At 39.2% G+C, this 19,731-nt stretch carries 19 protein-coding genes and 1 other RNA gene; 8 read left to right on the forward strand and 12 right to left on the reverse strand.

Annotated features, from left to right (window positions below):
* Positions 1–9: 9 nt before the first annotated feature.
* The 9 genes from ACXIUD_RS17590 to ACXIUD_RS17630 form a co-directional block, all read right to left on the reverse strand.
* Positions 10–1,665, reverse strand: a complete 1,656-nt coding sequence (locus tag ACXIUD_RS17590) for an ABC transporter substrate-binding protein (protein ID WP_458053959.1) — start codon at positions 1,663–1,665, stop codon at positions 10–12.
* 126 nt (positions 1,666–1,791) lie between these two features.
* The gene (guaA, locus tag ACXIUD_RS17595; protein WP_458053960.1) at positions 1,792–3,321 is read right to left on the reverse strand and encodes a glutamine-hydrolyzing GMP synthase; all 1,530 of its coding nucleotides are present in this window, start codon (positions 3,319–3,321) and stop codon (positions 1,792–1,794) included.
* 68 nt (positions 3,322–3,389) lie between these two features.
* Positions 3,390–4,397: a ligase-associated DNA damage response exonuclease gene (locus ACXIUD_RS17600; RefSeq protein WP_458053961.1), complete on the reverse strand. Its 1,008-nt coding sequence runs from the start codon at positions 4,395–4,397 to the stop codon at positions 3,390–3,392.
* Positions 4,394–5,026: a flavin reductase family protein gene (locus tag ACXIUD_RS17605; protein WP_458053962.1), complete on the reverse strand. Its 633-nt coding sequence runs from the start codon at positions 5,024–5,026 to the stop codon at positions 4,394–4,396. The genes ACXIUD_RS17600 and ACXIUD_RS17605 overlap by 4 nt, the downstream gene beginning before the upstream one ends.
* Positions 5,023–5,466, reverse strand: a complete 444-nt coding sequence (locus tag ACXIUD_RS17610) for a hypothetical protein (RefSeq protein ID WP_458053963.1) — start codon at positions 5,464–5,466, stop codon at positions 5,023–5,025. The genes ACXIUD_RS17605 and ACXIUD_RS17610 overlap by 4 nt, the downstream gene beginning before the upstream one ends.
* A gap of 18 nt (positions 5,467–5,484) precedes the next feature.
* A complete protein-coding gene (locus tag ACXIUD_RS17615) occupies positions 5,485–5,748 on the reverse strand; it encodes a hypothetical protein (protein ID WP_458053964.1) in 264 nt (87 codons plus the stop codon).
* Between the two features lie 76 nt (positions 5,749–5,824).
* Positions 5,825–6,505, reverse strand: coding sequence for an SDR family NAD(P)-dependent oxidoreductase (locus tag ACXIUD_RS17620; RefSeq protein WP_458054013.1), 681 nt, complete (start codon positions 6,503–6,505; stop codon positions 5,825–5,827).
* Positions 6,506–6,602: 97 nt separating this feature from the next.
* On the reverse strand, positions 6,603–7,301 hold the full coding sequence (folE, locus tag ACXIUD_RS17625; RefSeq protein WP_458053965.1) for a GTP cyclohydrolase I FolE: 699 nt from the start codon (positions 7,299–7,301) through the stop codon (positions 6,603–6,605).
* A complete protein-coding gene (locus ACXIUD_RS17630) occupies positions 7,258–7,671 on the reverse strand; it encodes a 6-pyruvoyl trahydropterin synthase family protein (protein ID WP_458053966.1) in 414 nt (137 codons plus the stop codon). The genes folE and ACXIUD_RS17630 overlap by 44 nt, the downstream gene beginning before the upstream one ends.
* Before the next feature lie 414 nt (positions 7,672–8,085).
* Between ACXIUD_RS17630 and ACXIUD_RS17635 the strand changes: the two genes are divergently transcribed.
* From ACXIUD_RS17635 to ACXIUD_RS17650, 4 genes are all read left to right on the forward strand, one after another.
* Positions 8,086–8,790, forward strand: a complete 705-nt coding sequence (locus ACXIUD_RS17635) for a murein L,D-transpeptidase catalytic domain family protein (RefSeq protein WP_458053967.1) — start codon at positions 8,086–8,088, stop codon at positions 8,788–8,790.
* Between the two features lie 51 nt (positions 8,791–8,841).
* Entirely contained in the window at positions 8,842–9,732 is an 891-nt protein-coding gene (locus ACXIUD_RS17640; protein ID WP_458053968.1) for a mechanosensitive ion channel family protein, read from the forward strand.
* A gap of 56 nt (positions 9,733–9,788) precedes the next feature.
* Entirely contained in the window at positions 9,789–10,724 is a 936-nt protein-coding gene (locus ACXIUD_RS17645) for a hypothetical protein (protein WP_458053969.1), read from the forward strand.
* A gap of 266 nt (positions 10,725–10,990) precedes the next feature.
* Positions 10,991–12,145: a methionine aminotransferase gene (locus tag ACXIUD_RS17650; protein ID WP_458053970.1), complete on the forward strand. Its 1,155-nt coding sequence runs from the start codon at positions 10,991–10,993 to the stop codon at positions 12,143–12,145.
* 7 nt (positions 12,146–12,152) lie between these two features.
* On the opposite strand, the gene ACXIUD_RS17655 is transcribed toward ACXIUD_RS17650, so the two are convergent.
* Positions 12,153–12,827: a hypothetical protein gene (locus ACXIUD_RS17655; protein ID WP_458053971.1), complete on the reverse strand. Its 675-nt coding sequence runs from the start codon at positions 12,825–12,827 to the stop codon at positions 12,153–12,155.
* A gap of 70 nt (positions 12,828–12,897) precedes the next feature.
* On the opposite strand from ACXIUD_RS17655, the gene ACXIUD_RS17660 reads away from it, so the two are divergent.
* Positions 12,898–13,893 (forward strand): acyl transferase, encoded by a 996-nt coding sequence (locus tag ACXIUD_RS17660; protein WP_458053972.1) that lies wholly within the window; start codon positions 12,898–12,900, stop codon positions 13,891–13,893.
* Positions 13,894–14,080: 187 nt separating this feature from the next.
* Here ACXIUD_RS17660 and ACXIUD_RS17665 read toward each other — a convergent pair whose 3' ends face one another.
* Together ACXIUD_RS17665 and rnpB are read right to left on the reverse strand one after the other, a co-directional pair.
* Entirely contained in the window at positions 14,081–15,238 is a 1,158-nt protein-coding gene (locus ACXIUD_RS17665) for a sigma-54-dependent transcriptional regulator (protein WP_458053973.1), read from the reverse strand.
* 24 nt (positions 15,239–15,262) lie between these two features.
* Positions 15,263–15,652, reverse strand: an RNA gene (gene rnpB / locus ACXIUD_RS17670) — RNase P RNA component class A.
* Between the two features lie 324 nt (positions 15,653–15,976).
* Here rnpB and ACXIUD_RS17675 point away from each other — a divergent pair.
* The 3 genes from ACXIUD_RS17675 (at position 15,977) to ACXIUD_RS17685 (ending at position 19,702) form a co-directional block, all read left to right on the forward strand.
* Positions 15,977–18,424, forward strand: a complete 2,448-nt coding sequence (locus tag ACXIUD_RS17675) for a TonB-dependent receptor domain-containing protein (RefSeq protein ID WP_458053974.1) — start codon at positions 15,977–15,979, stop codon at positions 18,422–18,424.
* 190 nt (positions 18,425–18,614) lie between these two features.
* Positions 18,615–19,079, forward strand: a complete 465-nt coding sequence (locus tag ACXIUD_RS17680; RefSeq protein WP_458053975.1) for a DUF4442 domain-containing protein — start codon at positions 18,615–18,617, stop codon at positions 19,077–19,079.
* 56 nt (positions 19,080–19,135) lie between these two features.
* A complete protein-coding gene (locus ACXIUD_RS17685; RefSeq protein ID WP_458053976.1) occupies positions 19,136–19,702 on the forward strand; it encodes a DUF3109 family protein in 567 nt (188 codons plus the stop codon).
* The last annotated feature ends 29 nt before the right edge of the window (positions 19,703–19,731 follow it).

Below are 19,731 nucleotides of genomic sequence, written 5' to 3' on the forward strand. Positions count from 1 at the left end.
TATATCTAATTATTTAAGTTCTAAGGTTCCATTTTCCAGTCTATAGACCGGAACAAATGTATTGCTTTGGGATTTGGAGAAATTAAAGCCATGACTGATGCTGCCTTCTCTAAAACCTGACCTGTCAAGTCCATCTCTCCAATCCCGCTTATTGGATTGGTTAAATGTGCTTTGGATAAAATACATCAATTCATAGCCCAAACTGACATTCAGTGATGGATATACCAAATGTTTACTGAGGTAATCCTCTTTGAATCGATCGTACGCAGGGGAGTTTAATCGAAGTGGATTATTGCCTATAAAATGGAAGTTTTGACCTTCTAGCATTTCGTAATTGGCAAAATTGAAATACAACCAAGAATCCATAACTAAGATGGGGGTCTTGATGTTTTTCGATTCCATAAAACCTACAGCAGCATTAGCAGTATTAGGATCATCGCTCAGGATAATAACTAAATCAGCTCTGGAAGTAGAGTCATTTCTAATTTGAAGGATATCAAAAAATGGGACAACCTCTCGGCTATTAATTTTTTGGGAGCGGATAAGGTTAAAACCTTGGCTTCGTATCTGATTTTCTAGTTCTTTGGCTAATAACTCATCCCTTGAAGCACTGGAATAAGCCAAGGCTATTTTACGTCCATCAAGATTTCTTCTGGCAAATTCCATAATTCCTTTGGACAACTCTTCTGTAGAAGGTCTGAACAAATAAGCATAATCCAAATCCCGTATACGATCATCAACATTTGATAGAGGATTGATAAATGGGATTTTGTAGCGCTCCGAAAAATTGGCTACTAGTTCCACCTCTTCTGGATAAATCGGTCCAACGATTATATCTGCATTGATGACAAATTGATCTTGTAATATTTGCTGTAATCTATCAGTATTGCGCTCGGTATCATAGGATTGCACGCGAATCCGTACATTTCGCTTTTTGAGCTCTTCCGTTGCAAAGTTTAACCCTTGATATAGTTCCAAAATAAAATTAGTGGAAGCTAACTCACGAACACCTCTACCACCGCTTTGATTGAAAGGGAGAATGACTGCTACATCAAGATAATCAGTGTTTTTATTGATCAGATTACCAGATGATTCTCGTTGGAGCTGTTCTTTAAGTTGGCTTAGTAAGGTTCTTTCTTCGGAACTTAGTCGTTGTTTCTTTTCCAATTGCTTCAAAAAGGCCAAGTTAAAGCCTCGGTTTTTAGTACCAAGGTTAGTGTTTTCCTTGAAAAAGGAAAGCTCGGTATCTTGTAAAAAATCAAAGCTTGCATTTTCCGCCTGCTGATATAAATCAGTGTCTTTGATTGATTCGATAGTCCGGAGGGCAGTCAGCTTTTGACCCTGTTTGAAGTATGTCAAAGCCAATAAATAGCGCGCTTCATCTTTTTGAGAGGCAGTGCCTTTATTGATTTTAGAGGAAAGCACTTCTTCAGCCAAACTGAATTGCCCCCTCTGATAGGCTGCAAATGCAAAATGGTAGGCTGCATAATTGGAAAGGCTTCCAAAGGCTTGTTCATCTAGATAGGGACGTAAAGCCTCCATCGCATCCTCGTAATTACCATAGCTAATTAGCGTTTTTGCTCGATTGTAATTGGCTAGTTCATTTTGGCCAAACAGGTGACTGCTCAGCAATAACAAACATAAAAAAGGGATAAGTGCTTTCATCTATATTTTGGGTAAGGAAAAGACCTGCATCGATGTCCAAATCGGCCTCGAATTTAGCCTATTTAAAGCCAAAATAAAAGAAAAAAGCCACCCGTTATGAGTGGCTTAAGCTTTATTAACAGGAATTTACTCCCATTCTATCGTTGCAGGTGGCTTGGATGAAATGTCGTAAACTACTCGATTGACACCTTTGACACGATTGATGATTTCGTTAGACATTTTTCCTAAGAATTCATACGGAAGGTGAATCCAATCAGCAGTCATGCCATCCACAGAACCAACTGCCCGTAGTGCAACTACTTTTTCATAGGTTCGCTCATCGCCCATTACACCAACGGATTGGATAGGAAGTAAAATAGCGCCTGCCTGCCATACTTGATCATATAGTCCGTGGTTTTTCAGTCCTTGGATAAAAATATAATCAACCTCTTGAAGTGTTTTTACTTTTTCAGCAGTAATATCTCCCAAAATACGGATAGCGAGACCCGGACCTGGAAAAGGATGCCTTCCAATGATGGTTTCAGGAATCTCCAAAGCCCTGCCCACTTCTCTTACTTCGTCCTTGAACAAAGTATTTAGAGGCTCGACTACGGATAATTTCATGAAATCAGGCAAACCTCCCACATTGTGGTGAGATTTGATGGTGGCTGATGGGCCTTTCACAGAGACGGATTCAATCACATCCGGATAAATTGTGCCTTGTCCCAACCATTTGACACCATCGATTTTGTGCGCTTCATCATCAAATACCTCGATAAATACCCGTCCGATAGCTTTTCTCTTGGACTCAGGTTCTGTTAATCCTGCTAAAGCATCATAAAATCGTTGCTTGGCATCTACACCGATCACATTCAGTCCAAGAGTTTTGTAAGAGTCTAATACTTCCTCGTACTCATTTTTTCTTAGTAAGCCATTATCAACAAATACACAGGTCAGATTGTCGCCAATGGCTCTGTGAATCAAGGTAGCGGCAACAGAGGAGTCAACCCCCCCTGAAAGTCCCATGACCACCTTATCATTACCAATTTTAGCTTTCAATTCAGCTACAGTGCTATCAATAAAAGTGTCTGATGTCCAATCTTGTGCACAGCCGCAAATACCTACCACAAAGTTTCTTAATAGATTTTTACCTTCTAATGAATGGGTGACTTCCGGGTGGAACTGAATTCCATAGGTTTCTTCTCCTTGAACCTTGAAAGCCGCTACCCGAACAGAAGCCGTACTGGCAATGACGTCAAAGCCATCCGGTAATTCCTTGATGGTATCTCCGTGGGACATCCAAACCTGAGAGCCATGAGTCATTTCTTTTAAGAGATCATAATGCAGATCGATATGATCCAGGTTAGCTCTCCCATACTCTCTAATTTCGGAAGGAAGCACTTCACCTCCGTATTTTTGAGCTAATAATTGGGAACCGTAGCATACACCAAGAATTGGTAATTTGCCACGAAGACTGTCAAGATCAAGATCGGGTGATCCTTCATCACGTACGGAACAAGGACTTCCAGAAAGGATGATACCTTTGATGTGTTCAGTAATTTCAGGGATTTTGTTGTAGGGGTGAATTTCACAGTAAACATTGAGTTCCCTTACCCTGCGGGCAATTAATTGTGTGTATTGGGAACCGAAGTCAAGAATGAGTATTTGTTCTGCCATGCGCAAAGGTACGCAGGCAATTAGGATATGGAAAAAGAATCTAAAAAAATTTCGAAATATTGTTTTGTTTACTCTTCTGTGAAATTGCTGTTTTCTCCTTCAAACAAGGTTTCCAATTCTACTGCATGTATTCCCTTTTCTTCCCGTAAATACCGAGCAAAAACAGCTTTGGATCCATGGGTAAGGTACACAGTTTCGGCTTCTGTTGCTTGAATGGCGGAAATCAACCCCTTCCAATCTGCATGATCGGAAAGCACAAAACCTGCATCGGCAGCTCTTCTTCTTCTGGTTCCCCTAATACTCATCCAACCCGAACAAATCCCTGTTCGGTAGGGACTGAATTTTTTCATCCAAGGAGTTCCCATGGCACTTGGCGGAGCAATAATCAAAGAGCCTTTAAATCGGGATTTGTGAATCTCTGCACTGACTTTTTCCACTTTTCGTAAGGTCACACCGTTTCTTTCCAACGCTTCATTGGTGTTCCAAATAGCTCCATGCACAAATATTTGTCCAATTTCAGGGTCTATGTTTTGAATAATCCGTTGTGCTTTGCCAAGAGAATAGGCGAAAAGCACTGAATTTCGGTCTTGTGCAGCATTCTGTGCCCACCACAGATTAATTTTTTCAAAGGTCACAGATTGGGGTTCCCAATCATACATAGGCATACCAAAGGTGCACTCGGATACGAATTCATGGCATTTGACAGGCTCAAAAGGGGTGGAAAGGCCATCATCTTCCGTTTTGTAATCTCCAGAAACAACGACTGTTCGGCCTTTATGTGAGATTTTTACCTGTGCCGAACCAGGGATATGCCCGGCAGGAACTAGCGTAATCTCTACCCCATTGATCATTAGGGGCTCATGATAAGAAATGGTTTGCAGGGAAATTTCTGCTCCCAATCGGAGTTTCATCACTTCAGCAGATTCATGATGGGCCAAGTAATGCTTCATTCCCCATCTGGAATGGTCTGAATGAGCATGTGTGATGACTGCATGGTCCACAGGACGCCATGGATCAATAAAAATAGCCGCGGCAGGACAAAAAAGACCTTTGGGAGTCAATTCCAATAAACTCATAGCAACTCTTCCAAAGGCTTACCTGGCTTTGGATAACTCAATCGTGCAAGCCTTTGACCAATGTGATATTCATCAAGACCTGTGTTAGTAACTGTTTCTAGGGCATTCAAATCTAAGGAACCATCCTTTCTCAAGCCTTTGTCATTTACATAAATGTCTTGAATTTCAGCAATGATAAGTTCCGTCCCATTGATTTGCAAGGTTACCCTATCAGCCAATTTACAGGCCACTTTCAGAGGGCTAAGTTTTACAAAAGGAGCATAAAATTCACCAAGATATTCCTCTTCCAAGCCTGTTCTTTCAAACTCAGAACCTTCGTATCGGGCAGCGGTTTGATGAGCTTCCTTATAGAAAGATGGAGTTACATGATTGAGGGTGAAATATCTTGTTTTTAGGATATTTTCAAAAGTATGTCGCTCTACTGTATGAGGTCTGAATAAAATGCCCACTAATGGGGGAGTGGCTCCAATATGAAAAACTTGCGAAAATGGGGAGAGATTCGTTACCCCATTTTCATTTTTTGTACCGATAAGATTAAGACTTTTATACCCTGCCAATGAGTTGACCAAATCTCTTCTGTAAGCAGACTCAGCTTTCAACAGCTGTTCTTTGGAAACATGTACGATCATATTTCAATAGCTTCCTCTACACTCAAACAATATTTGATATCCAACAGGTGAATAATGTTGTCTGGATTATTTTTAAGAATTTGCTCCTTAGCAATTTGAACCATTTTTTCAAACCACTTTTCTTCGGGCAGGATTTTTCTATGGGTATCCAAGCCTAATTCAAGCATTTTATTTTTCCAGTTGAGGAAATACCACTCCATGCTTGGTTGATGGAATGCTCTTAATGCTCGCTTATCGAAAATAAATTTTTTGTAAGAACCACTTTCAACAATGGCAGAGATTTTATAAAATGTTTCTTTGAAATCTTCAATAGGGATATAATCTGTTAACAATTCACAGATGATTATTCCTTTTTCAGGATTGTTGTAGACCTTGGAGTACCTTTCCTCGAATGCAATGACAAAACCCTGATAATCCTTGGTATTAGCAGCAATATTCATGAGTCGGTTGTTCTTGGTTTAGTGAAATGTACGATTTTTTAATGATTTGTTGTTGGTTACCTCATCTTTGAAGGAACCTAAATTTTCTTCAAGCCTGATAGCATATTCCAATGTAGTCTTAATCAACTCTTGTTGAGACTGAATTTGTTCTTTAAGTCTGGATAATTCTATATTCATTTCAGACAACTTGGATTTATACTCTGCTTCCAGTCGCTCTTTCTCGAGCCTGGCCTTTTCCAGTTCTTCCTTGAAAATCAAATATGATTCCGGTGGAGTCTTCATAATCTTATACTTTTACTCAGTTGGGAAAGTTCCCATTTCTACTACACATTTCTAACCCGATTGTTTAAAATCACTTTTATTTAAGTGAACTCATACCGCCATCTACATTCAAAACCTGTCCTGTCATCCAGCTTGCGCCATCCGAAAGCAAAAATACTGTAGCTGCTGCAATATCTGTAGCTTGACCATAGCGACCTAAAGGGTGCCTCTTATTGGAAGCTTCTTTTTTATCATCCGTACCTAATAGAGCATTTGCCAATGGGGTATCAGTCAGAGAAGGGGCTACGACATTCACCCGAATTTTATTCGCAGCCCATTCAGAAGCCAAGGATTTTGCAAGACCTTCCACAGCGCCTTTGGCAGAAGAAATAGATGCATGAAAACCAAGACCTGTTTTTACAGCAACTGTACTGTAGAGCACTACAGATGCAGAGGTTGATTTTTTTAACGCTTTCATACAAGCTTGCAAAACTTTTACTGCTCCCAAGACATTGATCTCATAATCATGCTGGAAATCGGCAATACTAAAACGATGAAATGGTTTCAAATTAATGGTGCCTGGGCAATAGACCAAGCCATCAATCTGTTCAGGTAAGCCCTCGATGGTAGTAAAATCACTTGTAATATCCAAGGTGTTTCCTGCTTCTCCCGAGCGGCTGTAGGCATATACCTTAGCTCCCTGTGCTTCACAGATTTCTTTTACCTGAAGACCTATTCCAGAGTTTCCTCCGATGATAACAATGTGTTTATTTGCCAAATTTTCCATACTTAATACAATCAAATCTTGGGTAAATTGTTTAAAAAAAAACCGGGACTTTTGCCCCGGTTTAGTTGGTTTAGTAATTCGAAATATGTTATAAACTTACGTATTTCATAAATTCCTCACGGGCTTTTTCATCTTGCTCAAATTTTCCTGAGTAGAAGGAGGTGACTGTTGAACTGTTGACATCCTGAATACCTCTCGAGCTTACGCACATATGGTGTGCATCAATAATAACTGCAATGTCATCTGTGCCAAGTAATTCTCTCAATTCATTTCCTATCTGCATAGTCAATCGTTCTTGCACCTGAGGCCTTTTGGCGTAGTACTGTACGATTCTATTGATTTTGGAAAGACCAATTACCTGACCATTTGAAATGTAGGCCACATGAGCTTTGCCGTATATAGGCACGAAATGGTGCTCACAGTTGGAAAAGAAGGTAATGTCCTTTTCAACGAGCATTTCGTTATATTTATATTTATTTTCAAAGAGTTTGACATCAGGTTTGTTTTTAGGGTCTAATCCACTAAAAATTTCCTGTATGTACATTTTGGCAACTCTTCTTGGTGTACCCTTCAGACTGTCATCTGTTAAGTCTAGACCAAGTACGTGCATAATTTCACGGAAGTGTTTTTCGATCAGCTCCATTTTCAGCTCATCATCCATTTCGAACGCATCTGCTCTCAGAGGTGTGTCTGCTGAAGTTCCGATGTGTTCATCGCCAATTTCGTCAATTAAATGTTCAGAATTAGATATTTCCATCGTATTCAACATAGTTTCGTTCTGTTTCATAAAGTCGAATGGTTAGTTCATATTTGTGATCAATTTTTTCCCTCAGAATATTCCAAAAGACCACTGCCATATTTTCGGCAGAGGGATTAAGATTTTTAAATTCTTCGGTATCAAGATTCAAATTTTTGTGGTCAAATTTATTGAGGATATGTTCCTTGATAAGGTCACTCAATACTTTCATATCAAATACGTAACCTGTCTCTGGATCAACAGGACCAATCAGCTTAACAATTAAATCATAATTATGTCCATGATAATATTTGTTATTGCATTTCCCAAAATAAGCTTCATTTTGCTCATCAGACCAATTAGGGTTGTGTAATCTATGTGCAGCATTAAAATGCTCTTTTCTATAAACGGCTACTTTCATCAATTTAAGAACAGCGCTTTTGAATTTTTTGTTTAATATTCGTTTGAAATGTTTAAACAAATAATCTAATTATTTGAAAATCAATCATTTTAAAATATACTTATCCGCAATAAGTTTGTGGATTAGTCTGTCAAACATATAAAATGGTCTCGTCAGTTCCCCTAGTACCTAGATAAAATCAAGTTGAATGTCGAAAAAAGGTAATCAACCTGTCAAGCAACATTTGTTGAGATAGGTTGTCAATTTATTACATGAAATAGTATTGCTCTCAGTATTTTAAAAGAGCTCATTCCTTGAAAAAAATCAAATTAGTAAATGAGTAGGATTTTTTATGAAGTATTTGGAACTTAGGTACTTCAGTTAGCGGTTGTTTATTGTATATGTTTTTATTCAACAGCAAAACCACTCCGATACATGCGTATAATCGCCCTTAGTTGGATACTTCTTTTAGGAAGTTCCTTCACCCAACCTATTTACAATCCAATTACAGCAAAAGATGAGTCAAACTCTATTTCTGTTGTCGATGAACTATGGGAACAACTTCAAGCTACAGAACAACCATTTGAGCTACCTTCCAAGGATGTATTGGAGTTAGGAATTAAAGGTTACCTCAATCTAGTTGCATCAGAGGCCATAGATGAAGGTAAGCCGTTGGCGGTAATTGATTTTTCATTACCCTCTTCTCAGAAACGTCTTTGGATAATAGATATCAGCAATGCAAGATTGATTCATCATGGATATGTTGCTCATGGGAGAAATTCAGGAGAACTGATGGCAGAGCGCTTTTCTAATCGTCAATCTTCGTATATGAGTAGTTTGGGCTTCTATCGCACAGCCGAAACCTATCAAGGTAAACATGGCTATTCCCTTCGCTTGGATGGTTTGGAGAAAGGATTCAATGATCAGGCAAGAGAGCGAGCGGTTGTTATCCATGGCGCAGATTATGCAAGAGAAGATTTTATTAAGGAGACTGGGCGTTTGGGGAGAAGTTTGGGTTGCCCTGCATTACCTACCGAAGAAAGTAAGTATCTCATTGATATAGTCAAAGAAGGGGCCTTATTGTTTATTTTTGCCGAGGATGAGGATTACTTAAGTCAGTCCAATTTGCTCAATATTTAAACAATTTTTAATTACCTTGTCTTTACTTAAAGGGCTAGCTATATCAAATCCATGTGGGAATTTAAAAAAGAAAAGATAGTAGAGATCGTCGATTTTTTTAATGAAATATTGAGTTTGAGGCTATTTTCCATTGGTGAAAGTTCCTTGACAGTAGGCCTCCTGTTGACAATAACCATTTCTATTTTTATCTTATTTGTAGTAGCTGAATGGAGTAGAAGGGTATTGGTCAATAGGGTACTCACTCGCTATTCCTTAGAAATGGGTACCCGTCAGTCGGTTGGAACAATAGTTAAGTACATTTTAATTATAGCTGGATTATTTTCCATTTTACAGACCAACGGAATTGATTTAAGTGCCTTCGGGATTTTGGCCGGTGCATTGGGTGTTGGTATTGGTTTTGGTCTTCAGAATATCACCAATAATTTTATAAGTGGGTTGATTATCTTATTTGAGCAACCCATAAAAGTTGGGGATCGTATTGAGGTAGGGGAAATTTCAGGGGATGTAGTCACCATATCCGCTCGCTCGACTAAAGTCATTACTAATGACAATATTTCTGTCATTATCCCCAATTCCCAATTCATCGATTCTCAAGTAATCAATTGGTCCTACAATGAGCGTAAGGTGAGATTTAACTTTCCAGTTGGAGTCTCCTACAAAGAAGATCCAGAAAAAGTTAGAGATATTTTGATCGCAGTTGCGATGGCCCATACAGGTGTTCTTCAAGATCCAAAGCCAGATGTTCTGTTTGAAGAATTTGATGATAGCAGTTTAAATTTTATTCTTAGAGTATGGACAATTGATTACATCAATAAGCCCAAAGTTTTAAAATCAGAATTGTATTTTGAGATTTTCAAACGTTTCAAGGAAGAAAATATAGAAATTCCTTTCCCTCAACGAGATATTCATATAATAAGTGGTGGAGAAAAATTGAATAAATAAAGATTTTTGTATTTCTTTATTCCCGAAAAGTAAACCGATATGTGATTAATCCCTCGATGAAAAAGCTTATTTTACTGGTTGTATGTATGTTTGCGGGTGAAATTGCTTTTTCCCAAAGTTTTTATCGCTATCGCTTTGATGCCCCTTGGTCGGTATCGGCTTCTGGAGGGATGACTCAATATTTTGGTGAACTTTATTCCCTTTGGAGATACAATGAAGGGATTCAGCCAGATTGGAATGCCAATATTGCTGTCAGAAAAGTAGTTGGTACCTACACAAAACTACGCTGGGAAGTTTCCCATGTACGCATGTCCGGTCAGGATCCACCTGCTGATCCTCGAAGTTTCAGATCTCCCCGAAACCTGCATTTCAGGGCTCGTAACTGGGAGACGTCTTTAATAGGAGAAATCCATTTGAAACCGGTCAAAGTCTATAATATTACTCGTAATTTTATTAACTTTTATGCCTTTGCAGGAGTAGGTGTGTCTACCAATGATCCTCAGGCCGAATGGAATGGTCGTTGGGTAGATCTAAGACCTCTACAAATTGAAAATAACCCCTACAACAAACATATCATCGTATTTCCCACAGGAATTGGTATGAAATACAAGGCCAATGTATGGTCTGATTTTTTTATTGAAGTGAATTATCGCTGGACTTTAACAGACTATTTGGACGATATCTCAGCTTTTAATATCAGTGAATTCTATATGGATTTGATCAGGGATTATCGATCTGACGGTACAGGTAATCCGGACCGACTAAGTTTAGCAGTGAGAAATCCAGATTTTATTAATGATATCACAGGGGAGCCTGATGTTCAAAGGATCCTCGAAAACCGTGGTCGTATCAGACGAGGTTCTGGCCTTAACGAGCGCTATGACGGTTACCTTACCATCAACTTCGGAGTGGAACTATACTTGTCTAATGACATTTTTGACAACTGGATCTTTCGAAATAGAATCAATGAGAAGCGATTCAGATTCTGGTAGAAGGTTTTTTGTAGAAGGTGGAGCACACCTAAAAGTGGAATATTAGGTTTAGAGTCAAGAAATATAAAATCAGAGCTTAGAGTTTTTAGTGGCTTAAAGTTTTTCTTTTATAGATAAAACTAGCTGTTGATCCCTCATTGTTCACTGTCACACTATTCACTTCACCTTCATTCTCAATTTTCAGTTAAACGTTTAAGATTGTCAGCGGTATTTTTTTAGCGAAATGCATTTTTTACCTTTAGGGAAGTATTAACCCAAGATCATCCATGCTGCTTTCTAAGTTACCCCAAGTAGAGACGACCATTTTTACGGTTATGACTAATTTAGCCAACTCCTGTGAGGCCATTAATCTGGCGCAAGGCTTCCCTGGCTTTGATTGTTATCCGTACTTACAGGACCTCGTGTCTGAATATATGCGCAAAGGCTACAATCAGTACGCCCCCATGCACGGGGTTGGGCTATTGCGGCAGCGCATTGAGGAGAAATCGCATCATTTGTACGGTATCCATTTTGACTTGGATACCGAGATTACGGTGGTTTCAGGAGCTACAGAAGCATTGTTTGTATCAATCACCACAGTGGTGCGACCTGGTGATGAGGTGATTGTGTTGGAACCGGCCTACGATAGTTACGTTCCGGCAATACAATTGAGTGGTGGTATACCAGTATTTGTCTCCCTGGAAGAGGAAGACTTCAGTATCTCTTGGGGAAAGGTAAAAGATGCACTCTCTGATCGAACAAAAGCCATCATTATCAATAATCCACACAATCCAGGTGGGTATGTTTGGAAAGAATCAGACTTCAAAACCTTAAGTGAATTGATAGGGGAAAAGGAAATTTATATCATAAGTGATGAGGTTTATGACCATATCCTATTTGATGAGCGTAAGCACCTTTCTCCATGCATGATTGATTCGCTGAAATCTAAGACGTTTGTATGCGGTTCTTTGGGGAAAACCTTTCATGTGACAGGATGGAAAATTGGGTATTGCTTAGCACCAGCAGCCTTGACCAAAGAATTTAGAAAAATCCATCAATACGTTACCTTCAGTACGGCAACTCCATTTCAATTTGCATTGGCGGATTTTATGGTAGACCCTACACGTTATTTGCATGTAGGAGAATTTTATGAATCCAAACGGAATTTATTTATCAAAGGGTTGAATGAAACCTTATTCGAGTTCATACCTGCTGAGGGAAGCTTTTTCCAAACTGTTTCCTATAAGCATCTGAGCAAGGAAGCAGATTATGAATTGGCAAAGAAAATGACTGTGCAGGCTAGAGTGGCAGCTATCCCGGTTTCTTCCTTTTACCATAACAAAAAAGATAACAAAGTCCTTCGCTTTTGCTTTGCCAAAGAGGATGATATATTAGAAGAAGCAATCGATCGGCTGATCATGTTCAGTAAGGAAATGCACTGATGCGATTTTACCTACGCCTGATTTGATTGAGGGTGAGTTCTGGAGAAGATGCGGTGTTACTTCTGTTGAGCGCACGGTCCTGAATTTGTACATCGATACGGATAGTGTCATTTCTGAAAATAGACTCCCAACCTGAAGAAATCATGGCATATCGGATATTACCTTCAACGGCTCTTTCTGCATTGCTTGTTAGAAATCTGGGAAATCTACCATTGAAGGTGGTGAAAAATGGAGGATCCTGCCAACGAAATTCGGTAAATTGTCCATTTCTTTTGATGAAAAAGCGGACAAAAATATTGAAATGATTTTCATTGGGCTGCACCCAAATAGTGTCTCTGACGATTACATTGTTTACTATTGGATTGATAGCCCAATCAATAGGATTGAAATTGGGTGCATCTGGAGGTCTATTACTGAAAGTAATTAACTGACCCTGAGGAGTTCTTAGAAAATTCTGAGAATTGAATGGAGGATCAATATCGGTTGGGTTCAGGCCTAAATCACCTTCTGCGTCCCGGAAACCTACAACTACGACCAATGAATCACCTCCTGGGCTAGAAACAAATTCCATGCGCTCAAAGCTGATTTCAGGCACAGTGGGGAAGTTTTCAGGTGCATTCATACAACCTATCCAAAGGAGGGCAAAAGTGAATATCAAAAGATAATTTTTTAGGCTACGCATGCGCTTGTATCTTTACATTGTCAAGTTAAACGTAAAATTGCTGAAATTTCCGAGGACAAATTATAAAACGATGAATTATTTCAAAAGTTTTGAGACTGATTTAATTAATCTCACACCAGAAAATTTTGAAAACCTGGCATTAAAGGTATTTCAGTTTCAGGCTGTCCATAATCCCGTGTATCGCACATATCTACATTATCGGAAAATTCATCCTCAGTCCATTCAGTCTTTGGAGGCTATTCCGTTTTTACCCATTCAATTTTTCAAAGATTATGAAGTATATTGTGAAGGTGGTCTTCCCGCTGAGGGTTTTTTTTCCAGTTCAGGTACCACTGGAATGATTACAAGCAAACATTATTATTGGTCAAAAGAATTTTATCTAAAGCATGCTCGTCGTATTTTTGAACAAGTTTATGGTTCACTGAAAGAATTTCATGTGCTGGCCTTGCTACCAGCTTACCTGGAGCGGGAGGGTAGTTCATTGGTAGCTATGGCAGAGGACTTCATCCAACATTCTGAGAGTCCATTTTCAGGCTTTTATCTTTATAATCATGAGCAGTTACTCGCACAATTACATGATTTGAGAAAGGGTAAAAAAAAGGTACTACTTCTTGGAGTGACATTTGCTTTGTTGGATTTGGCAGAAAAGTCAGATCATATTCCGTCCATGAATAATCTAATCGTGATGGAAACAGGAGGGATGAAGGGGAGAAGAAAAGAAATGATTCGGGAAGAGGTACATGACATCTTGAAAGAAGCGTTTCAAGTTCCAGCTATTCATTCGGAGTATGGAATGACAGAGTTACTCTCTCAGGCCTATTCCCAAGGGGAGGGGAAATACATATTACCTGAAACTATGCGTGTTTTTTTGAGAGATATCAATGATCCATTATCTTATACAACCCGCTCCTCAGGAGGTATCAATGTGGTTGATTTGGCGAATTTTCATTCCTGTGCTTTTATTGAAACCCAGGATTTGGGAAGAATGGATACCAAAGGAAATTTGGAAGTATTGGGAAGATTTGACAACAGCGAAACTCGAGGCTGCAATTTAATGGTCAATTAATTCTTGTAATTCTTGGAGTAATTGGACATATTTGAAGGTAAATCCATACCATATGAAAAGATTAGGAATAATTGTTGCAGTCATGGCTATCTTCGCACTGTCTTCGTGTGCATCTAGCAAGCCTTGTCCAGCTTACGCAAAAGCTGTTGATAACCAAGAAGTAAAAGGGTAAAAAATATGCTGACCATTAATAGTCAGCATATTTTTTGACATCTTCCAATGAAATTGTTTTATCTCCAAGTATTACCAGACGTTCTACAACGTTTCTTAATTCTCTGATATTTCCAGTCCAGGAAAACTTCTGTAATTCTCTCAGTGCTTCTTCACTGATCCCTTTTTTAGACGTACCATATTCAGCAGCAATGTCTCCTAAAAATTTGTCTACCAACTCAGGGATATCTTCCACGCGGTCTTTCAATGCCGGTACTTGTATCAAAATGACACTTAATCGATGATAGAGGTCTTCTCTGAATCGGCCTTCTTCAATTTCCTTTTTTAGATCTTTGTTTGTTGCGGCTAAAACTCTTACATCCACTTTGATATCTTTATCTCCGCCCACTCGAGTAACCTTGTGCTCTTGCAAAGCCCGCAAAACTTTAGATTGAGCGGATAAACTCATATCTCCAATTTCATCTAAGAAAAGGGTACCACCACTGGCTTGTTCAAATTTACCTACCCGTTGTTTGACAGCGGAAGTAAAGGCTCCTTTTTCGTGGCCAAATAATTCACTTTCAATCAACTCAGCTGGAATAGCAGCACAATTGACTGCAATAAAAGGTGCTTGTGCTCGATTACTTTTGGTGTGCAACCAATGAGCAACCAATTCTTTTCCTGTTCCATTAGGTCCCGTAATTAATACCCGTGCATCGGTCGGAGCTACCTTTTCAATAGTGTTTTTGACCTCCTGAATAGCAGGGGAATTTCCTACCATATCCAATTTTTGGGATAATTTCTTTTTCAATACCTTGGTTTCTGAAACGAGGTTCTTTTTGTCCAAGGCATTGCGTACGGTAAGTAATAGACGGTTTAAGTCTGGTGGTTTGGGGACAAAATCAAAGGCTCCTTTTTTAGTGGCTTCTACAGCAGTTTCAATGCTGCCATGGGCAGAAATCATGATGAATTGAGGATTTTTCTCCAGTTCTTTCGCTTTTTCTAAAACTTCTAAACCATCCATTTTTGGCATTTTGATATCACAGAGTACAAGGTCATAGTCCTCTTCCATAATCTTCTTCAATCCAGCCTCACCATCCGGAGCCTCGTCTACCTGATACTTTTCGTATTCTAATATTTCTTTTAATGTAGCTCTAATGACGCGTTCGTCATCTATGATCAAGATTTTTGACATATAGTTGTGTATGGTATTTAACAAAGAATATGCAAGCCTATAAGCCGGGTTCTGTTCCTCTTACGAGGCATCTGTCATTTATCTAGGTCTTGATTCACACCAAGACTCCATCGACCTACCCATCCTGCACAAAGACGAGCCGCCTTTCCCGAAACTTAATCCGGCGCAGGACCTATTTGGTCTTTCAACCCATAAGGTTTACCATGCAATCCTTGTCACCAAGGACCCGGTGGGCTCTTACCCCACCATTTCACCCTTATCCCGATAGCTATCGGGACGGTATATTTTCTGTGGCACTTTCTGTGAACTTACCGTCACCAGTAAGCCCCCTTCCCGTTAGGAAGTATGGCGCTCTGTGTTGCCCGGACTTTCCTCTCTCCCGTCAGACGGGACAGCGACAGATCGGCTTGCATGCTGCAAATTAAGATAAATATTTCTTTTTGATAGGTATATATTTCGACATATACACCAAAAGTACCCATGAGCTGTCTGTTTAAGATTTATCACACATGTCTTAATAACGCCGTTTTGGTTCAGTTCATTTTCTATTTATGAGCCTTTTATAAATGATTGTTGAGTTATCTCTTGATTAGCGATGAAATACTTCAACAATATTTATTTTATCCATAAGAATTTTTTATGAATAGGAATAATCAATGAGATTGCTCGAGCTCTTATTTGGATTAAGTTTAAATAGATTTTACTTTTGCGCTGTTAATTAAATTTAATCTAAATAAGATGAGTCTTAAGGTCCCAAATTTATTACTGTTGATGTGGATACTTGGTGTTTTCCCTTTTCTAATAGGGGGGGAATTAAATGCTAATCCAGTATATTATTCTGCTGATGAGGATGAAGAGGTTGTGAAAGGGGTAATCCGTGCCCAAAGTGGTGATCCGGTTCCTTTTGCCAATATTCAGGTATTGGGTACCATCAAAGGAGCTGTGGCTGATATAGAGGGAAAATTTTCTTTGGTCAATATTCCAAATGGTACTTACCAAATCAAAATATCTGCGGTGGGATATCGTTCAGTTACAAGATCAGTGGAAATCATCAATGGTCAAATTCAGGAATTAGAGGTAATATTTTCAGAGATGGGGGTAGATATGCCAGAAATTACCATTATTTCCAGTAAAGATCGTTTGTTTTCTAAAACCCCGGGATCTGTTAATTATATCGATAGAAGAGAACTTGATTTTGTTAATCCGATCAGCATTGCAGAGGCTTTGCGTCGTACTCCGGGTGTGAATGTGGTAGAGGATGATCTTACAGGTATGCGTTTGAGTATGGGTATCCGTGGCTTGGATCCTAACATGAGCCGTTCGATATTGATTATGGAAGACGGGGTACCTGTGGCCTTGAATCCTTATGGAGAGCCTGAGATGTATTATACACCTCCGGTAGATCGAATGGAAGGGATGGAAATCCTGAAAGGTTCAGGACAGATTTTATATGGACCCCGAACAGTGGGTGGGGTGGTAAACTTTATTACAGCTAATCCTCCGGAGTCTTCGGAAGGAAGGATTAATATCCAAGGAGGTCAAGGTGGCTATTTTTCGGGTTTGGTTAACTATGGCAATACGGTAGGTAATACTGGTTATCATGTGAGTTTATTGAGAAGAAGTGCAGAGAATTTGGGACCAACAACCTTTAGCTTAACAGATTTAAATGCTAAGTTTTTGTTCGATTTGAGCGATCGCTCTGAATTGGGGATGAAGATTGGTATTTATGACGAGGTATCGAATACTACCTATATTGGCATGAATCAGTTGATGTTTGATCGTGCAGAGAATGATTTTGAGCCTTTAGCTCCGGATGATAAATTGGAGGTAAGGAGACTTTCTTTGAGTTTGTCTCACAAATACAGGATTAGTGAAAATGTTAAGCTCCGAACCATTGCTTATGGGTATACCACTACTCGAAACTGGAGCAGACAGGACTTTGCACAAAACATTACGAACACTCCTCCCGCCAATTGGACTGGGGTATATTGGGGAGACTTGGATGTGCCGGGTGGAGCAATTTTTATGCGAAACAGCACAGGCAACAGAGATCGCTCTTATGAGGTAGCTGGTATAGAACCCCGAATAGAAGCTAATCATAATTTGTTTAACCTGAAAAATGAACTGATTACAGGAGTCCGTTTGCATTATGAAAGAGCATTTGTGAAAAGAGTGAATGGTACCCAAGCTGGTGTGAGAAGTGGCTTATTAGTAGAAGATGAAATTCGTACCGGTAATGCTTTCAGTGCATATTTTCAAAATACGACTAATGTTTCCTCAAAGTTTGATGTGAATGTAGGGTTGAGGTATGAAAATTATGTTGCTGACAGAGATATTCTTAGAGGACGATTTGGAGGAGTGGTGAAGGATACTGTATTGATCGGAACAAATGTAGTAAGTGAATTTATCCCTGGTGCGGGATTTAATTATCGTCCTTCTACCAAAGTAAATATCTTTGGAGGAGTACATAGAGGATTTGGTCCTCCAAGAGTACAGGATGCTGTGACAGGTGAAGGGCAAGCATTGGACTTGGATGCAGAATCATCTGTCAATATAGAGTTGGGATTGCGATCACAGTTTACGCCATGGTTATTTGTTGAAGTAGCAGGTTTCAGAATGGATTTCAGCAACCAAATTATTCCGGTAGCACAATCCTTGGGAGGAGCTGGTTTTGGAGTGGTCAATGCAGGGCGTACACTTCATGAGGGTGTGGAGGCTATGGTGAATTTGGAGCTTTCCAGGCTGTTGAATTGGGAGAAGATTAATTTGTTCTACGATGCAAATATCACGTATGTAAATTCTGTTTTTGGTGCTGATAGAATTATCAATGAAATTAATGTTAAAGGGCTTCGCACTCCTTATGCACCTGAATGGTTAATCAATACAGCATTGACATTAGAAACTGAAATGGGTTTTGGTGGTCGCTTGACTTTAAACCACGTTGGACAGCAATTTACGGATCAATTAAATACAATTGAGCCTCGCTTTGATGGTCGGATTGGATTGATGCCTGCATTTACTACCATCGATGCTACCTTGATTTATGATGTAAAAAAGTGGAATTCACGCTATAATCTAACAATCAAAAATTTAACCAATGAGCGTTTTATTGCCTCTAGAAGACCAGAAGGCATTCGTTTAGGATTGCCTAGATTTATCACAGCTGGTTACGAATTTAGGTTCTAAAAAAAAATATTGATTTTTTTTGTAAATCTTTTGAAACAAAAATATCAAACGCATGTTTATACATATATAAAGGCTTTAAAAGCTTTTCTTCATAGTGCTGGGTTGAACCGTTCCATTCATTTGGAGCGGTTCTTTTTTTAGTATACATTCACAATTCTTGCATATTTGATCTTCATTTTCAAGTAATTTTATGAACCCGAAAGCCAAGAAAAAATATATTCGTTTAATCAAGCTTTTGAATTTCTACCCACCGTATTTGTTTTCAGGTATTCGGGTGATTGATTACAATGAGTCATTTACCTATTTTAAAGTACGTCTGAAATTAACTTGGTATAATCGCAATCTCGTTGGAACAGCTTTTGGAGGTTCTTTGTATTCCATGTGTGATCCTTTTTTCATGTTTATCCTAATCATCAATTTAGGCAAAGACTACATTGTCTGGGATAAGGCAGCGAGTATTGATTTTCTAAAGCCTGGAAAAGGGACGGTGTATGCTGAATTTTCTTTGGAGCCCGTAGCGATAGAGGAAATGAAGCGTGAGGTCGATTCTTTAGGGAAAAAAGTTTTCACATTTCCCTGTCAAGTAGTGGATGAATATGGAAATACCATCGCTCGATTAACAAAGGATGTCTATGTGCGGAAAAAAACAGGATAAACTTTAGAGTAGAACAGGTGTTGGATTTCTTTTTACCTTTGCAAAAAGTTTGAATTATGATATTGGTTGGTAACGCTGTGATCAGCGATGATATAAAAGAGCAGTTTTTTGTATGTGATTTGGAAAAGTGCAAGGGCGCATGCTGTGTGGAAGGAGATGCAGGGGCTCCACTGGAAGATCATGAGACGGAGATTTTGGAAAAAATCTATCCTGCTATCAAAGATTACATTACTCCCGAAGGAAGAACAGTGATCGAGCAACAAGGTACTTGGGTAATTGATAAGGATGGAGACAAGGGCACGCCAACCATTGGAGATAACCGAGAATGTGCCTATGCTTTATATGATGAAAAAGGTGTACTCAAGTGCGGTATTGAGCAAGCGTATTTGGATGGGAAAACAGATTATCAAAAACCCATCAGTTGTCATCTCTATCCCATCCGGATCAAAAAATACGATGAGTACGAAGCTTTGAATTATGATCGCTGGGATATTTGCAGTGCTGCCTGTGTTTTGGGTAAAAAGCTAGGGGTACCTTTATATATTTTCCTGAAAGATGCATTGATCCGTCATTTTGGACCAGATTGGTATATGGAGTTGGTTAAGGAGATTGAGGGGGAGTAGTGCCTAAGATTTATGGACCAAACCCGGCA

The organism is Mongoliitalea sp. (assembly GCF_054166905.1).

Excerpts from the sequence above, each read along its gene's own strand:
- ACXIUD_RS17660 (WP_458053972.1), top strand. The coding sequence starts at position 12,898 with ATGAATTATTTCAAAAGTTTTGAGACTGATTTAATTAATCTCACACCA.
- ACXIUD_RS17605 (WP_458053962.1), bottom strand. The coding sequence starts at position 5,026 with ATGATCGTACATGTTTCCAAAGAACAGCTGTTGAAAGCTGAGTCTGCT.
- folE (WP_458053965.1), bottom strand. The coding sequence starts at position 7,301 with ATGAAACAGAACGAAACTATGTTGAATACGATGGAAATATCTAATTCT.
- ACXIUD_RS17610 (WP_458053963.1), bottom strand. The coding sequence starts at position 5,466 with ATGAATATTGCTGCTAATACCAAGGATTATCAGGGTTTTGTCATTGCA.
- ACXIUD_RS17645 (WP_458053969.1), top strand. The coding sequence starts at position 9,789 with ATGAAAAAGCTTATTTTACTGGTTGTATGTATGTTTGCGGGTGAAATT.
- ACXIUD_RS17640 (WP_458053968.1), top strand. The coding sequence starts at position 8,842 with ATGTGGGAATTTAAAAAAGAAAAGATAGTAGAGATCGTCGATTTTTTT.
- ACXIUD_RS17675 (WP_458053974.1), top strand. The coding sequence starts at position 15,977 with ATGAGTCTTAAGGTCCCAAATTTATTACTGTTGATGTGGATACTTGGT.
- ACXIUD_RS17635 (WP_458053967.1), top strand. The coding sequence starts at position 8,086 with ATGCGTATAATCGCCCTTAGTTGGATACTTCTTTTAGGAAGTTCCTTC.
- ACXIUD_RS17630 (WP_458053966.1), bottom strand. The coding sequence starts at position 7,671 with ATGAAAGTAGCCGTTTATAGAAAAGAGCATTTTAATGCTGCACATAGA.
- ACXIUD_RS17655 (WP_458053971.1), bottom strand. The coding sequence starts at position 12,827 with ATGCGTAGCCTAAAAAATTATCTTTTGATATTCACTTTTGCCCTCCTT.
- ACXIUD_RS17685 (WP_458053976.1), top strand. The coding sequence starts at position 19,136 with ATGATATTGGTTGGTAACGCTGTGATCAGCGATGATATAAAAGAGCAG.
- guaA (WP_458053960.1), bottom strand. The coding sequence starts at position 3,321 with ATGGCAGAACAAATACTCATTCTTGACTTCGGTTCCCAATACACACAA.
- ACXIUD_RS17680 (WP_458053975.1), top strand. The coding sequence starts at position 18,615 with ATGAACCCGAAAGCCAAGAAAAAATATATTCGTTTAATCAAGCTTTTG.
- ACXIUD_RS17590 (WP_458053959.1), bottom strand. The coding sequence starts at position 1,665 with ATGAAAGCACTTATCCCTTTTTTATGTTTGTTATTGCTGAGCAGTCAC.
- ACXIUD_RS17665 (WP_458053973.1), bottom strand. The coding sequence starts at position 15,238 with ATGTCAAAAATCTTGATCATAGATGACGAACGCGTCATTAGAGCTACA.
- ACXIUD_RS17615 (WP_458053964.1), bottom strand. The coding sequence starts at position 5,748 with ATGAAGACTCCACCGGAATCATATTTGATTTTCAAGGAAGAACTGGAA.
- ACXIUD_RS17600 (WP_458053961.1), bottom strand. The coding sequence starts at position 4,397 with ATGAGTTTATTGGAATTGACTCCCAAAGGTCTTTTTTGTCCTGCCGCG.
- ACXIUD_RS17650 (WP_458053970.1), top strand. The coding sequence starts at position 10,991 with ATGCTGCTTTCTAAGTTACCCCAAGTAGAGACGACCATTTTTACGGTT.